Below are 12,883 nucleotides of genomic sequence, written 5' to 3'. Positions count from 1 at the left end.
CTAAAAAAATCGAAAAAGGAAAAGTTAAAAAGCGAAAAATCAATGTGCGCTGGACGACGTCTGTTGCGTCGCTGGTCGCATGTCCTGCCAGTGTGTTTCGATGTACTCAATCGCTGCGGCACGCGGCAGCGGACCCGCCACGTTTTGCCAGCCCGCAGGCACCTGAGCAAATGCGGGCCACAGGCTGTACTGTTGGCGCGCGTTGATCAGCACCAGAAAATCGAGCGCGTCGTTATCAAACGGATTTTGTTGTTCAGACATGGTGGTTACCTTTTGAGGTTGGGTCAGAGAGAAGATCGGCCAGCAGCCAGCGGCAGCCGTCGATCAAGCCGCCGCGCCAGCACAGCGCGTCGTGCCCTCCGGCGTAGCAGCGGAAAAACAGTTCATGTCCAGCGGCTTCGAGTGCGGGACGTATTTGTTGATTCACGAACAACATGTCCTGCTCGCGATCGCCGACTTCCTGGAAAATCTTCAACTTGCCAGCGGGCAGGGCGTTGTCCTGTAAGCGCTGCAACAGCAGACCCGGAGCGTGCCGTTCACGGTTAGCGTAATCGCGGATGTATTGCAGATGCGGCCACCAGAACGAGCCGGATTGCGTGAGGATGCGGCCAAAACGCTCTGGCCAATGCAGGCCAGCATAGAGCGCCGCGAGGCCACCATAGCTTTGCCCCGCCACCAGCGTGCGGCAGCCATCGCTGCTGAACGCGGCATGCTGACGGGCCAGCGGCAACAGTTCCTGTTGCACCGCCTGCCAGAAGGTTTCGTTGCAGGGCAGCTCAACCTCGCGATGCTGGCTATCGATTACGTCGATAAACAACCAACAGGCAGGCGGCAGTTCGCCGGCATCGGTGACCTGATCGAGGGCGCTGAAAATCGGCTGTCCGTATACCCAATTCTGCCCATCCAGCAGAATCGCCAGCGGGCGCTGATCCGGTTGCGCAGTCTGTCCGGTGGTGTAAAGCCAGACGTGACGCGTGACATTGAGCAGATCGCTGTGCCACTGCAAAGTTTGCAGGCCATCCGGCCAGGTTTCGGCTAAACCGGCATCCAGCTGTTGCCAGGCGGATTGATCAGGCGCCTCGGGCATATGCGCATTACTCAGCGCAAAGCGGCGGCTGCTCAGAAACGGGGGCGAAGGATTCAGCATGTCGGGGATCGCCAGCGGCATCAGCGAGATCCACCACTTGCGTTGCAGCACCCGGCAGGTTTCGTCACTGCCGCAGAACAGCGGGGGCATATGGTCATCCGTCACCGGGATCAGGCTATAGCTGCCACGCCAGTCAGATTCGATCTGCGTCGACCAATGCCAGACATCACTGTTGCCGACGCGAACCAGGGATTCGGGGGCCTGGCTGTGATGGTCGGTGACGCCGTTTATATCGACATAGACCCTTTTTGTAGACGATGACTCGGAACGGCCCTCGGGATCGCGCCAGAAGAAATGCATGTGCGTTTCGCCATCAGCCTCATGCTCAATCACCGGCGTACCCGCCTGATGAAGCTGTTCCCACCAGCGATGGCTGCCGAGATCGTCCTGCTGTAACCACTGGGTAACTGTTCCAGTGGGCAACCAGATTTGCGTCATTAGTTCTGCGTCACTGAGAAACATCCTGCAATCTCTCTCCACATTTTCTTCAAAGACTTTACATTAACAAACGTAATGCAAATGCTATTGATAACGATTTACATTTGCAATATTATTTTTGCGCCGAATAAATCCCCTATTTTTCAGATGATTATTCTGAAATAGGCTTTTAAGGGGGATTCAGGGCCGCGTTTTGCGAGAGGAAGTTATATTTCAATCCGTTACAGCTTTCGCCGTTGGGTGGAGGGGAATGGACGGATTATTTCTTCGACAAGGCAGTTTGAAATAGAGATGGCAACTATGTCCGTTAAAGCAAAAAATTTAGCAATACCTGCTGTGGCACTTCCGTTCAGATTCTCCCGTCTCCACCTGTCACTGGCCTCAATTCTGCTGGTGGCGCCTGCCACTTTCAGCGTCGCGGCAGAAGAGACCATCACCGTGAATGCAGATGCGCGTGAAAGCGTGACGTCTCCACTGCAAGGCTATGTGGCGAAAGAGAGCGCTGCAGGTACCAAAACCTCAACGCCACTGCGTAAAACCCCGCAATCGATTTCGGTGATTACGCGTGAGCAGATGGACGATCAGGCAGCGCCGTCGGTAGCGGATGCTCTGAGCTACACCAGCGGCGTGCTGACCAACTACCGTGGCAACTCGAACCGTAACGATGAAATCATCGCGCGTGGTTTCCGCTATGCACCGAAATTCCTCGATGGCTTGAGCTATGGCTTATCCGGCCAGGCTGGCGCGGCAGGACAGATCGACCCATGGTTGCTGGAGCGTGTGGAGATGATTCATGGCCCGGCATCGGTGTTGTACGGCCAGGTGAACCCCGGCGGTGTCATCGCGATGACCAGCAAGCGCCCAACCGCGCAGAGCATTCATAAAGTTCAGCTCAGCACCGGTAATCAGCATCTGGGCGAAGCGGCGTTTGATTTCGGCGGCAAACTGAATGACGACAACACGCTGTTTTATCGTCTGAACGGTATTGCCAGCACCAAACATGAGTTCGTGAAAGATAACAAACAGCAGCGCATGGCGATTGCCCCCGCGCTGACCTGGCTGCCAAACGCGGACACCAGTTTCACCTTGCTGACCATGTATCAAAACGAGCCAAAGGCCGGATATCGTAACTTCCTGCCTGCCAACGGCACGCTGTTTAACACCAGCGCGGGCTACATTCCTTACGATTTCAACGTCAGCGATCCGAGCTTTAACGAAGCGAAACGCGAGCAGACTTCGGTTGGCTACATCTTCGAGCACAACTTCAACGACAACATCAGCTTCACGCAGAATATGCGTTACAGCAACATGGATGAGTCGTACAAATACCTGGTCTATACCTTCGATGTGGATGGCAGTGACCATCAGATCAACCGTCGCCCACAGCATGACAAAATTAAGTCCAAAGAACTGGGTATTGATAACCAGGTGAAAGCGACCTTCGATACTGGCAACGTTGCGCATACCGTGCTGGGCGGGCTGGATTACAAATGGAGCGATGTCGATAACAAACTGTGGCGCGACAGCGGTGATCAGTACATTCTCGACTGGGCGAATCCGACCAGCGTGACGATCAATGAGAGCGATCTGGCGTTGAACACCAGCACGCGCAAAAAGCTCGATCAGGTTGGCGTGTATTTGCAGGATCAGCTGGAATGGAATCAATGGAATCTGCTGCTGTCCGGTCGCCAGGACTGGTCAGAAGTGCGCACGCAGGATCGCATTGAGAACACCTCCACCCAGCAAAATGACAGCAAGTTCACCGGCCGTGCCGGTCTGTTGTACGCCTTCGATAATGGCCTGTCGCCGTATGTCAGCTACAGCACCTCGTTCGAACCGAACCTGAGCACCGGGGCGCCGGGTAGCGATCCGTTCGCACCGACTACGGGTGAACAGACGGAGATCGGTATCAAATATCAGCCAGTGGGTTGGGATGCAGTGTTCACCGTTTCCGCGTTTGATATCACGCAGAAAAACATCACCTCTTACAACAGCGAACTGGGTTACAACGAGCAGATCGGTAAGGTGAAGTCCAAAGGTATCGAGACGGAAGCGCACGCGCAAATTACCCCCGAAATTAAGGTGATGGCGGCTTATACCTTTACCGATGCAGAAACCAAAGAGAGCAACACCGCGGCGCAGGTTGGCAAAACGCCTTCCAGCATTCCGCGTCATGCCGCATCTGCCTGGGGTAGCTACAGCTTCCTTGATGGTGCGCTGAACGGACTGACGCTCGGTAGCGGCGTGCGTTACACCGGCACGGCCTGGGCGGATTCCATCGGTCAGGACAAGGTTCCACACTACACGTTGTATGACGTGATGGCGAAATATGAGCTGGGCGAAGCGGCGAATTCACTGCGTGGCACCACGCTGCAGCTGAACGTGAACAACGTGGCCGACAAGCACTATGTTGCCTCCTGCAGCAACACCAGCGCGTGCTTCTACGGCAGTGGTCGTTCGATTGTGGCGTCTGTCAGCTACAGCTGGTAAGCGTGATAAGGCAGGGCGTCCTTGCGGGCGCCCTGGTTTTATCCATTTGCATTCCGTGCTGTGTTCCTGCAGATGAAACACCTGGAGACAGGTTTTCGGATAATACTGGATTTGTGTGACTGTCATCACTCCGCGAGGCACGCTAAAATGATCGCTTCTCATTTAGCAAAAGGTTTTTCGTCACGATGTTTTCGCGTTTCACTTTGGCCGCTCTGACGGCCGCACTCATGCTTACCGGTTGTGCACGTCACGCCGCAGACAGCAACGCTACCGCGCAAGCTGACGCTCCAGCAGCGGCGCCCATCGAGAATGACAACATTCCTTCCCAGTTTGATAGCGGCCCGACCGTGATCAACGTTTCTCATCTGATCACGCGTACCGATGACGGGTCTTCCGTTTACGTGACGGTAGATGGTCAGGATGCCGGGCTGCTGCAAAAAGGCGAGAATAAAGAGATCCGCGTCAGTGAAGGCAAACACCAGGTCGGTGGTTACGTGCAGACGCTGTTTGGTTTTGGCAAGGTGACCATCGCATCGGTGGATGTGACCACCGACACCAAAGGCCCAAAGAACGTGGTTTATTCGGTGACGCGTCAGAAGCCGACCTTTAGCGAAACCCAGGCCGCTGCGCCAAACAACTCCTGATTTGCAAGCGGTGCTGCGCTTGCCAGCACCGCCCCCGTTTAATTCCGGCTAAACACCAGTTTCAATCCCGCAACGGCGAAGCAGCAGGCCAGCAGCGCATCCAGCCCACGGCGGATACGGCGATAAAATGCCGCCATCACCGCAGTGGAGAACAGCACGGCATAGCCGCAAAACACCAGCACGCAGATTGTGGCACAACCGGCGATGATCATCGGTAAGGTTGAAGTCGCTGCATCCGGTTTCAGTGCCACCGACATGATCGCCACCCAGGTCAAAATCGCCTTGGGATTACCGACGTGCATCAAAATCCCCTGACGAAACAGCCTGGCAAAGGCGACTTTATCGCCGTTGGCGCTGAATTTATTCGCATCAGGACGGCGTAAAGCCGATTTACCCGCCTTATAGGCCAGCCACAGCAGATATAAGCCACCGCCGATTTTCAGCACAATCAAGAGCTGAGCAAAGGTTGCCAGTACGGTTAACACGCCGCAGGCTGCCAGCAGCGCCCACATCATCGAACCGCTGATCACACCACTTGCCAGCGCCAGTGCGGCACCGCGTCCTTTCTTCATTGCCGTGCCCATAATCGCCATATTGCTCGGGCCAGGGCTGGCGGTGGCAACAAAATAGGTGGTGTAGATCAGAATCAATTCGTGTGAAAGCGCCATGTCGTCCTCTGCGATGAGATTGTTCTGCTTTTGTTATATCGCCTGCATCGCAGAATGACTACTGCTGATTCCGTCTTAAGAAGGGATCGCTTTGGCGTAGCTGCGACTTTTCACTTTATAAAGCGTGAAAACAATCGATAGCGTGGCAATCACCACCAGAATCAATCCGGGGCCAATCAGCGATCCAAAGCCTAACGCATTGAAGATCAGCAGGCCGACAATGCCACCGGTGAGGAAGGAGAAGATGGTCACCAGATGGGTATTCAGTTGCTGCTTAAAAGCACGAATATTTTTGGAAGGATCGCGACGTAATAACGCAACAAATACCGAACCGATTGAAATGCCTGCATCTGTCAGCGTGCCGGTAATATGGGTAGAACGAACACGACCGTTGGAAAGTTGAGTCGAGGTGGAGTTATGTACACCCATTAAGAAAGCAAGCAGCAGCAATATTTCGCCGTTATTATTCGATGAGAAATAATAGATTTCGAACAGTGACGTCAAAATTAACAGCACACCTTCCACCAGCAGAATGCAGCTAAATATGGTGCGAAGCCCATTAATCACCCCAAGCACCACCGAAATCCTCGCGACAACCGCGCCCGTGACAAAGGCGCCGATCATGGCGATAAATACCTTGAGGTTGCGAATATCCATCTCATTCAAATCGCTGGATATTTGCGCGATGTTACCGGACATATGTGAGGGAAAAAAGCCAAAGGCGGCTAACGCCATGGCGTTCAATAATCCTGCTGATGTGGCAAGGCACAGGGCGAGATTACGATCTTCAACGTGTGTTCTGGTTCGCTTCAGTTTTATCAGCATAATTCACCCTTGCTCATGGAGAGTATTGTGATAACGCAATGCGTCAAATCTGGTGTTCGCCAGTGAATAAGTGAAGCACAAAAATCTTAAGAGGATCTTAATAACTTTCAGATATAGAAAAATCCTATTATGGGTGTAAAGATATCTAAGGAAGATTGCCAGTTGCGTTATCTCTGTTTACTTTCGCCTGATGTTTTTAATTTCAGAGAAATATCACAATGACCATTTCTGGTGTTCAACCTGAGCAGCGGCGCGCGCTACTGCTGGTCAATCGTCGGGCACGTCGCGGTGCGCAGTGGGCGGATTTGGCGCATCAGCAATTATCGGCTGCAGGCTATTCCCTGATTACCCCGCACGAAGATGATGAACGCAGTTACAGTGAATTGATTCTGGCGCATCAGCATCAGGTGGATGTGGTGATTGTGGGCGGCGGCGATGGCACGCTGAATGCGGCGGCACCAGGGCTGATGCAATCCCGCTTGCCGCTGGGCATTTTACCGCTCGGCACGGCGAATGACTTTGCCCGTACGTTAGGCATTCCTTTTAATCTGGATGCAGCGATAAACATCATCGTCGCAGGGCATACGCGGCGTATCGATCTGGGTGAAGTTAATGGTCACCTGTTTTTGAACGTGTCCAGCGTTGGGTTTTCTGCCAGCCTTGCGCGAAATCTCACCGCAGCAGCCAAGAAAAAGTGGGGCACAGCGGGTTATGCGCTTGCGGCTTTACGCCTGCTGCGGCAAAGCCGTCCGTTCAGCGCCATGCTGCATTATGATGGCCAGCAGGAAGCGATTAAAACGGTGCAGTTTTCGGTGGGCAACGGCCGTTTTTACGGCGGTGGGATGACGATAGAGAAGGATGCTGCACCCGATGATGGTCGTCTGGATGCTTATAGCCTCGAAGTGCGCCACTGGTGGCAAATTCTGGCGCTTTTTCCTTACTTGCGCCGTGGCACGCATGGTCGCTGGGGCAGCGTGCGTACGCTGAGCGGCACTCAATTTAGCCTGCACACCCGGCGTACGCATGACATTAATGCTGATGGGGAAATTATTGGCCGCACGCCTGCGCACTATCGTTTAATTGAGGGGGCGATTTCGGTATTAGCACCAGATAAACCTTAACAATTCACTATGCTGGAACGTTAATATCGGCTGATGAGAGTGTGCCACTATTCTGAATATCCAGAACTCATTTCATTTAAGTCAATAATCAGTTCGTTAAGGTGTTCCTCTTTTTACCTCTGACAACCTGATGATAATTCGAGGTGTCATTCGATCACCTTGAGATAAATCATCGGGTGCACAGTTCCATTTCTCGTATGATGGCGATGAAATGACAGACCTTTCATCGATTGCCGCGCCTTATCACAATCTTTACATTATCCTGAAAACCTCTTTCAGGGATCATCCCAATGAATTTCCGCTCTGACATAAACGGGCTGCGTGCCTATGCGGTTATGTTAGTCATCCTCTACCACTTTGGTTTTACCCAGGTGAGTGGGGGATTCCTCGGTGTGGATGTGTTCTTTGTTATTTCTGGTTATTTAATGACGGGAATTATTCTCTCGCGACTTAATCATCAGAAATTTTCACTGATGGCTTTCTATGCCGCGCGCTGCAGGCGAATTATCCCGCCATTAATGGTGCTGTGCGCAATATTAATGTTGATGGGTTATTTCCTGATGCCGCCAGACGAGTATCAACGCATGGCGGAGCATGCGGTCTCCAGCCTCAGCTTTATATCCAATGTGGTCTATTTCAAACAGGGCGGTTATTTTGATACCGGATCGGTATATAAATGGTTGCTGCATACCTGGTCGTTAAGCGTTGAGTGGCAGTTTTATTTGTTATTACCTTTGGCGTTGATGTTCACCGCGCGTTTCCTGCGCCAGCAATTTGCCTGGGTGATGAGCATAGCGGCGCTGTTGTCGTTTGGCCTGGTGCTGGCGATGGTTGCTGCTGATTATCATCTCACCGCCACCTATTATTTGTTGCCCACCCGCGCGTGGGAAATGCTGGTTGGCGGATTAGTTTATCTGGCACTTAAAACACGACTGAGCGGGCAGGGGTGGGTTCCACCACTGAGTATTCTGGCGCTGATTTTGTGTGCGCTGAAATTTGATGAGAATATCGCGTGGCCCGGCATCATGACGTTGATACCGGTGATGTTCACCGCGCTGATCCTTCATGCGGGGGTACAGAACAGTCGGTGGTTAAATCATCGCGTGATGCAGCACATCGGTAAAACGTCTTATTCGATCTATTTATGGCATTGGCCCTTGTGGGTGTTCTGGCATCTGGCGGACTGGCCGGTCACGTTCGTCAGCCAGGTATTACTGATCCTACTGTCACTGGCTGCCGGTTGGGCTTCTTACGTCTGGGTTGAGAACAGGCAAAGCTGGTTCAGCCGGAAAACCTTTATCGCGCTGGGACAGGCTGCTGTGGTGATGTTGTTCGGTGTGACGATCGTTGCGAGGGCGGGAATCCCTTCGCGCCCGCCCGCCGTGGTGGCCTCAATCGATCACTATTCACAGCAACGCTTTGCGCTGGCTAAAAATTGCTTTGTACTTAGCGGCATCACATCACCACAGTGCGTATTTGGCGATGCCAGAAGGGTGAATCTGGTGGTGCTGGGTGATAGCCACGCCGCCGCCATGTTGTCCTCGATTGTGGCCAGCGCGGGAACGCAGGATGGCGTGGTGTTCATCGCACAGTCTGGCTGTCCTTCAGTGCCGGATATTCAACGCAGCGCCAGCCCTGATTGCGGTGGCTTTGTAAAAGCGGCAATGGCTGATATTGAACGCAAATACCCCAACGCATCGGTATTGATCATCAATCGCATGTCGTTTTATCTGCACGGCGAATATGGCAGCGGCAGCAGCGCACCGACCTATAGCTTCAGGCAGGACGGCAGTTCTGTTGCCGCCTACCAACAGCATTTTGGCGCCGCAGTGAAACAGCTCGCCAGCCATCATCGCGTCTTTATCATGACGCCGGTGCCGGAATTCGGTTATGACGTGATTTATCGCATGTCACGCGATGCGATGCGCGGCAAAGTGCTGACCATTCAGCAATCTCGCGCTGAGTATCAATTACGTCATCAGGACGCGCTGGCAATGCTCAACAAGATCGTGGCGCTCTCACCTAACATCACCTTGCTGGATGCCTCGCAGGGATTGTGTGACAGCCGTTACTGCTACGGAGCCAGAGAGAATGTGCCGCTGTATCGCGACGACAATCACCTTTCGGAAGTGGGGAACAAAAGTCTGAGCGGGGTGTTTGCAGGGATGTGGGGGATCATTGAGGGGCGGTGATTTGTTAATCAACCCTACTAAAGTGTTGTAAATAAATATGTTTTTAGATATGCATCTAAATTTTTTGCAACAACGCGACAAAAATACTCAGAAATAATGAAGCGGGCTCTCGTTTATAACACTTGACTGCTAATGAGTCAGGAATGGCTCAATATAGATTGTAATATATATATCCTTGTATAGACTCTAATCTATAAGGATGAATGGTGTGGAGTGTTTTAGGCAACGAACTAAGGGCTAAAAAATGAAAACGTTAGAAGACCTGATGGCGGATTTAACGCCTGAGGAGCTCGTTCAGGTCAATGATAAAGTGGTGGCAATGCGCCTGGACTCCCAACTTTATAAGTTACGCGAGGCGCTGCAAAAAACGCAAAAGCAACAAGCGGAAGCCATGGGTATCGCTCAACCGTCAGTTGCAGCAATTGAAGCGCGCGGCGAAGACCTGAAAATTGCCACCTTAAAGCGTTATGTTGAGGCGCTGGGCGGGCAATTAACGATTGGCGTAAATATGCCTGGCGGCCAGCACGTGGATTTCGCGCTTTAAGCAGTTTCGTTTTTCTGAGCCAGCCACACCGTTCTGCCACCGCAGGTGGCATCTTCGGTGATCTGATTAACCACGTTGAAACCGTTATCCGACAGCAGTTGGCGGAATTCATCGTGATCCAGACTGGCATGATAGAGCGGACGGTCAAGGAAAGTGCCCATTGCTTCGCCGTCGCCGTGCCCGCTGGTGAACATTAATGCCGCGCCAACCTGGGCATGCTGAGCAAAACGTGGAAACATCGTGCGTTGGTTATCGCGCGTCAGGTGGAAGAAGCTGTCCCATGCGATGATGCCGTTAAAAGTCTTCTCAAGTGCCAGCGTGCGCATATCGGCAACATGCCACTGCGCCTGTGGGAACCGTTCACGACAGCGGGTGATCATCGGCTCGGATGCATCTACTCCCGTGACCTTAAATTGCTGCTGTAAAAAGTACTGCGCAATTGGAATACCTGCACCGCAGCCCACATCCAGGATCTCACCGCCAGCAGGAATCAGATCCAGAAAACGCGCCAACCAGTGCTGCTCGATGAAGTGCTTAATGCGGTAGTTATCCCAGACTTCGGCACCTTCCCGATACAGATCAATAATATGTTCAGCTTCTTTCTCGTGATTCATGATTTGGCTTCATGTGAGGTGGAGGGGGGAATCATAATGCTCAGCATTCTCTTGCGAAATCATATCGCTTCCTTATCTGAATTTTTTTCTAGCTCACGCTTAACGGCGCTCAACGTTCTGCGCCGAATCAAACCACTTCCCGCTCTTATCGCCAGCCAATAAGTTGCCATCTTAAAGTGAGAGGCTTTGTCGGGGCAGTGGATGAACGTTTCCGTAATAAGTTCGGACTGGCTGTCATTAATGATATTAACTTGATAGCGCAGCAACAGCTTTGCAGCACCCGGCCGCGCGGGCTGCTGATACTCTTCAGCGTCTGAAATGTTTTCCAGACCAAAGTCGGCGCGCCAAAACTCCCCTCTTAACCCATAGCAAAGTTCAAAATCAGAGGCGTGAAGAAGCGTGAAGGTTTGCAGACCGAATTGATCATCCTGGGATACAGGGGCCTTTCTTTGCAGTTTACGCGGCAACTGTCGTATCGACATCAATGCCCGGATCACCGCATCATGCTCAAGATCGAAGGCCTTGATAAGCGGCATGATCTTTTCCGGGCTGGTGGTTTGGATTAGCGCGCTGTGTTTTTCGTGGAACTGGAAATCAGGCAGGTAGGGCGGAACGTCACTCCAATTAGTCAGCATTTTCTTTGACACAAAACCCAGTGAAATCATCCTTAACCTCGTTTTGGGGTGTTAATGCAGAGCCCGTTGCATGCGGCACATGTTCACTAACATAGACAGGTTGACTGCGAAATTAAAGAATGGAATGCGCACTCGCAAGGGAAGGGGGGCCTGTAGCGGGTCATCCTAAGGATGAAAATGCGCCCGGTGGCGCATTTTTTTTGCGACTAAGGAACCAACCGGAGATATCCTGCACTGAACAAGATTCGCCCACTCAAATTTCGGAGAAGAAAATCGATGAAAAGCGCAACTGCAAAGTCCTATAAAAAAGCGAACGAGATGTTGAAAAGTGGCGAATTCAGGGAGGTTGTTCTGGATTTCAACATCAGTGCCGATGAATTTTTTGAACTTGCGGATCGCTGGGCAGAACGAGGAGCCAAAATCAAAAAAGAAGATGGCTCGTTTGTTATCAGGCTAGCTAAATGATGGTCAGCAAAAGTTAAAAATTGCGATCTACGCAACGTCGGACGAGGCGAAGTCCGCGTGGAGCAGGTCATAAGGCCTCAATAACAACAGACAGGCGCTTCATCACGTGATGAGCTGCCCGGGATAGCTGTCTTGTAGAGTTAATGCACAGCCCCAGAATCAGAGGACGCAGCGGCCTGTTCTTTAGAGGAACAAAATGTAAACGTCCCGCTTTGACATCTTCCATGACGTCGAGCCAGCACAGCACACTCACGCCGGCTCCTCCCGCAATGAGCGCTTTAATCAGGCGGATATCATTGCAGGAGATAGCGGTTTCAGGCAGCTGACGTGCATGGGCATAAATTGATCGGACACGTTCGTGAACGACCAGTGATTTACCTGGAAGAATATGCTTTTCTTCATTCAGGTCAGACAGGGAAAGCGCCACATTATCCTTAAATCTGTGCTGAGGCGGCAGAACAATGCCCATCTCGATCTCTGCGAAGGCGAACACTTCAAGTCCGACAAGGCTTTCCGGGTCGAGAATCAGTCCAAAATCAATTTCGGAATCCCGTACCTGCTGTGTGACTACTGCGCTGCTTTCAACATTTAGCTGGAGATCCAGCCAGCTATGCTCTTGAGCAATTGCAGAAATCTCGTCACAGAGTTGGCCCTCCGTCAAAGCCTGAACCAGCCCGATACTGACCTTACCGCGCCTGAGCCCCTTAATCTCATCAAATCTATGTTTTGTCACGTTAAAGTCACGTTGCCAGCGGAGTAGGTCGGTTTAGAGAAGTTCACCTGCCGTTGTCATACGCATGCCTCCCGGCAGTCGCTCAAACAAAGGTATACCCAGATCTTCTTCCGCCTGGAGGATCTGCCGATTAATGGCTGAAGCGGAAACGTGCAGCCTTTCCGCTGCTTTTCGAAGACTTCCATGGCGCGCAACCTCCATAAAGTAGGCTGCAAAACGGGAAAACGGACTCATGGCGACTCTGTATAGTTTTATGCAACAGGTACGTGCATTTATGCTGATGGATTAGTACACCTTAAATTACCCATACTGTCATGGCAATGCACAGGCTAATCATCCAGGCGATGAGATCGCGCTTTCGCACAGT

The 12,883-nt window shown here is 52.1% G+C and carries 14 protein-coding genes; 6 read left to right on the top strand and 8 right to left on the bottom strand.

Going from position 1 to position 12,883, the window contains the following annotated elements; all coding sequences use genetic code 11:
* Positions 1-39: 39 nt before the first annotated feature.
* Both QMZ65_RS15575 and fes read right to left on the bottom strand, forming a co-directional pair.
* Complete coding sequence (locus QMZ65_RS15575; protein WP_034830344.1) at positions 40-261, bottom strand: MbtH family protein; 222 nt, start codon at positions 259-261, stop codon at positions 40-42.
* Positions 254-1,585 (bottom strand): enterochelin esterase, encoded by a 1,332-nt coding sequence (gene fes, locus QMZ65_RS15570; protein WP_283216294.1) that lies wholly within the window; start codon positions 1,583-1,585, stop codon positions 254-256. The genes QMZ65_RS15575 and fes overlap by 8 nt, the downstream gene beginning before the upstream one ends.
* Positions 1,586-1,885: 300 nt before the next feature.
* Between fes and QMZ65_RS15565 the strand changes: the two genes are divergently transcribed.
* Together QMZ65_RS15565 and QMZ65_RS15560 are read left to right on the top strand one after the other, a co-directional pair.
* Positions 1,886-4,075 carry a TonB-dependent siderophore receptor gene (locus QMZ65_RS15565; protein WP_283216293.1) on the top strand — a complete coding sequence of 730 codons (2,190 nt, stop codon included), beginning with the start codon at positions 1,886-1,888 and terminating at the stop codon, positions 4,073-4,075.
* A gap of 185 nt (positions 4,076-4,260) precedes the next feature.
* The gene (locus tag QMZ65_RS15560; RefSeq protein WP_097118821.1) at positions 4,261-4,719 is read left to right on the top strand and encodes a hypothetical protein; all 459 of its coding nucleotides are present in this window, start codon (positions 4,261-4,263) and stop codon (positions 4,717-4,719) included.
* A gap of 38 nt (positions 4,720-4,757) precedes the next feature.
* On the opposite strand, the gene QMZ65_RS15555 is transcribed toward QMZ65_RS15560, so the two are convergent.
* Together QMZ65_RS15555 and QMZ65_RS15550 are read right to left on the bottom strand one after the other, a co-directional pair.
* Positions 4,758-5,387, bottom strand: a complete 630-nt coding sequence (locus QMZ65_RS15555; RefSeq protein ID WP_283216292.1) for a LysE family translocator — start codon at positions 5,385-5,387, stop codon at positions 4,758-4,760.
* A gap of 75 nt (positions 5,388-5,462) precedes the next feature.
* A complete protein-coding gene (locus tag QMZ65_RS15550) occupies positions 5,463-6,212 on the bottom strand; it encodes a YoaK family protein (protein ID WP_200680658.1) in 750 nt (249 codons plus the stop codon).
* Positions 6,213-6,430: 218 nt separating this feature from the next.
* Here QMZ65_RS15550 and QMZ65_RS15545 point away from each other — a divergent pair, with 218 nt between their 5' ends.
* The 3 genes from QMZ65_RS15545 (at position 6,431) to QMZ65_RS15535 (ending at position 10,069) form a co-directional block, all read left to right on the top strand.
* Positions 6,431-7,333 (top strand): lipid kinase, encoded by a 903-nt coding sequence (locus QMZ65_RS15545; protein WP_283216291.1) that lies wholly within the window; start codon positions 6,431-6,433, stop codon positions 7,331-7,333.
* A 290-nt stretch (positions 7,334-7,623) separates the two neighbouring features.
* A complete protein-coding gene (locus tag QMZ65_RS15540; RefSeq protein WP_283216290.1) occupies positions 7,624-9,525 on the top strand; it encodes an acyltransferase family protein in 1,902 nt (633 codons plus the stop codon).
* A gap of 244 nt (positions 9,526-9,769) precedes the next feature.
* Positions 9,770-10,069, top strand: a complete 300-nt coding sequence (locus tag QMZ65_RS15535) for a helix-turn-helix domain-containing protein (RefSeq protein ID WP_034830328.1) — start codon at positions 9,770-9,772, stop codon at positions 10,067-10,069.
* Here the strand turns inward: QMZ65_RS15535 and QMZ65_RS15530 are convergent.
* Positions 10,066-10,683 carry a class I SAM-dependent methyltransferase gene (locus QMZ65_RS15530; protein ID WP_283216289.1) on the bottom strand — a complete coding sequence of 206 codons (618 nt, stop codon included), beginning with the start codon at positions 10,681-10,683 and terminating at the stop codon, positions 10,066-10,068. The genes QMZ65_RS15535 and QMZ65_RS15530 overlap by 4 nt on opposite strands.
* Before the next feature lie 59 nt (positions 10,684-10,742).
* Complete coding sequence (locus QMZ65_RS15525) at positions 10,743-11,348, bottom strand: hypothetical protein (protein ID WP_283216288.1); 606 nt, start codon at positions 11,346-11,348, stop codon at positions 10,743-10,745.
* Positions 11,349-11,594: 246 nt separating this feature from the next.
* Here QMZ65_RS15525 and QMZ65_RS15520 point away from each other — a divergent pair, with 246 nt between their 5' ends.
* Complete coding sequence (locus QMZ65_RS15520) at positions 11,595-11,783, top strand: hypothetical protein (protein WP_283216287.1); 189 nt, start codon at positions 11,595-11,597, stop codon at positions 11,781-11,783.
* A 67-nt stretch (positions 11,784-11,850) separates the two neighbouring features.
* Here QMZ65_RS15520 and QMZ65_RS15515 read toward each other — a convergent pair whose 3' ends face one another.
* Positions 11,851-12,516, bottom strand: a complete 666-nt coding sequence (locus QMZ65_RS15515) for a LysR substrate-binding domain-containing protein (protein ID WP_313374126.1) — start codon at positions 12,514-12,516, stop codon at positions 11,851-11,853.
* A gap of 33 nt (positions 12,517-12,549) precedes the next feature.
* Complete coding sequence (locus QMZ65_RS25270) at positions 12,550-12,750, bottom strand: helix-turn-helix domain-containing protein (RefSeq protein ID WP_313374128.1); 201 nt, start codon at positions 12,748-12,750, stop codon at positions 12,550-12,552.
* Between the last annotated feature and the right edge of the window lie 133 nt (positions 12,751-12,883).

This window comes from Pantoea sp. EABMAA-21, from assembly GCF_030053335.1.
GTDB lineage: Bacteria > Pseudomonadota > Gammaproteobacteria > Enterobacterales > Enterobacteriaceae > Pantoea > Pantoea communis.
Note: the sequence above shows the minus strand (reverse complement) of the source record. Positions and strands in the feature narration are given on the sequence as shown.

Excerpts from the sequence above, each read along its gene's own strand:
- QMZ65_RS15525 (WP_283216288.1), bottom strand. The coding sequence starts at position 11,348 with ATGATTTCACTGGGTTTTGTGTCAAAGAAAATGCTGACTAATTGGAGT.
- QMZ65_RS15565 (WP_283216293.1), top strand. The coding sequence starts at position 1,886 with ATGTCCGTTAAAGCAAAAAATTTAGCAATACCTGCTGTGGCACTTCCG.
- QMZ65_RS25270 (WP_313374128.1), bottom strand. The coding sequence starts at position 12,750 with ATGAGTCCGTTTTCCCGTTTTGCAGCCTACTTTATGGAGGTTGCGCGC.
- QMZ65_RS15540 (WP_283216290.1), top strand. The coding sequence starts at position 7,624 with ATGAATTTCCGCTCTGACATAAACGGGCTGCGTGCCTATGCGGTTATG.
- fes (WP_283216294.1), bottom strand. The coding sequence starts at position 1,585 with ATGACGCAAATCTGGTTGCCCACTGGAACAGTTACCCAGTGGTTACAG.
- QMZ65_RS15555 (WP_283216292.1), bottom strand. The coding sequence starts at position 5,387 with ATGGCGCTTTCACACGAATTGATTCTGATCTACACCACCTATTTTGTT.
- QMZ65_RS15545 (WP_283216291.1), top strand. The coding sequence starts at position 6,431 with ATGACCATTTCTGGTGTTCAACCTGAGCAGCGGCGCGCGCTACTGCTG.
- QMZ65_RS15535 (WP_034830328.1), top strand. The coding sequence starts at position 9,770 with ATGAAAACGTTAGAAGACCTGATGGCGGATTTAACGCCTGAGGAGCTC.
- QMZ65_RS15575 (WP_034830344.1), bottom strand. The coding sequence starts at position 261 with ATGTCTGAACAACAAAATCCGTTTGATAACGACGCGCTCGATTTTCTG.
- QMZ65_RS15530 (WP_283216289.1), bottom strand. The coding sequence starts at position 10,683 with ATGAATCACGAGAAAGAAGCTGAACATATTATTGATCTGTATCGGGAA.
- QMZ65_RS15560 (WP_097118821.1), top strand. The coding sequence starts at position 4,261 with ATGTTTTCGCGTTTCACTTTGGCCGCTCTGACGGCCGCACTCATGCTT.
- QMZ65_RS15550 (WP_200680658.1), bottom strand. The coding sequence starts at position 6,212 with ATGCTGATAAAACTGAAGCGAACCAGAACACACGTTGAAGATCGTAAT.
- QMZ65_RS15520 (WP_283216287.1), top strand. The coding sequence starts at position 11,595 with ATGAAAAGCGCAACTGCAAAGTCCTATAAAAAAGCGAACGAGATGTTG.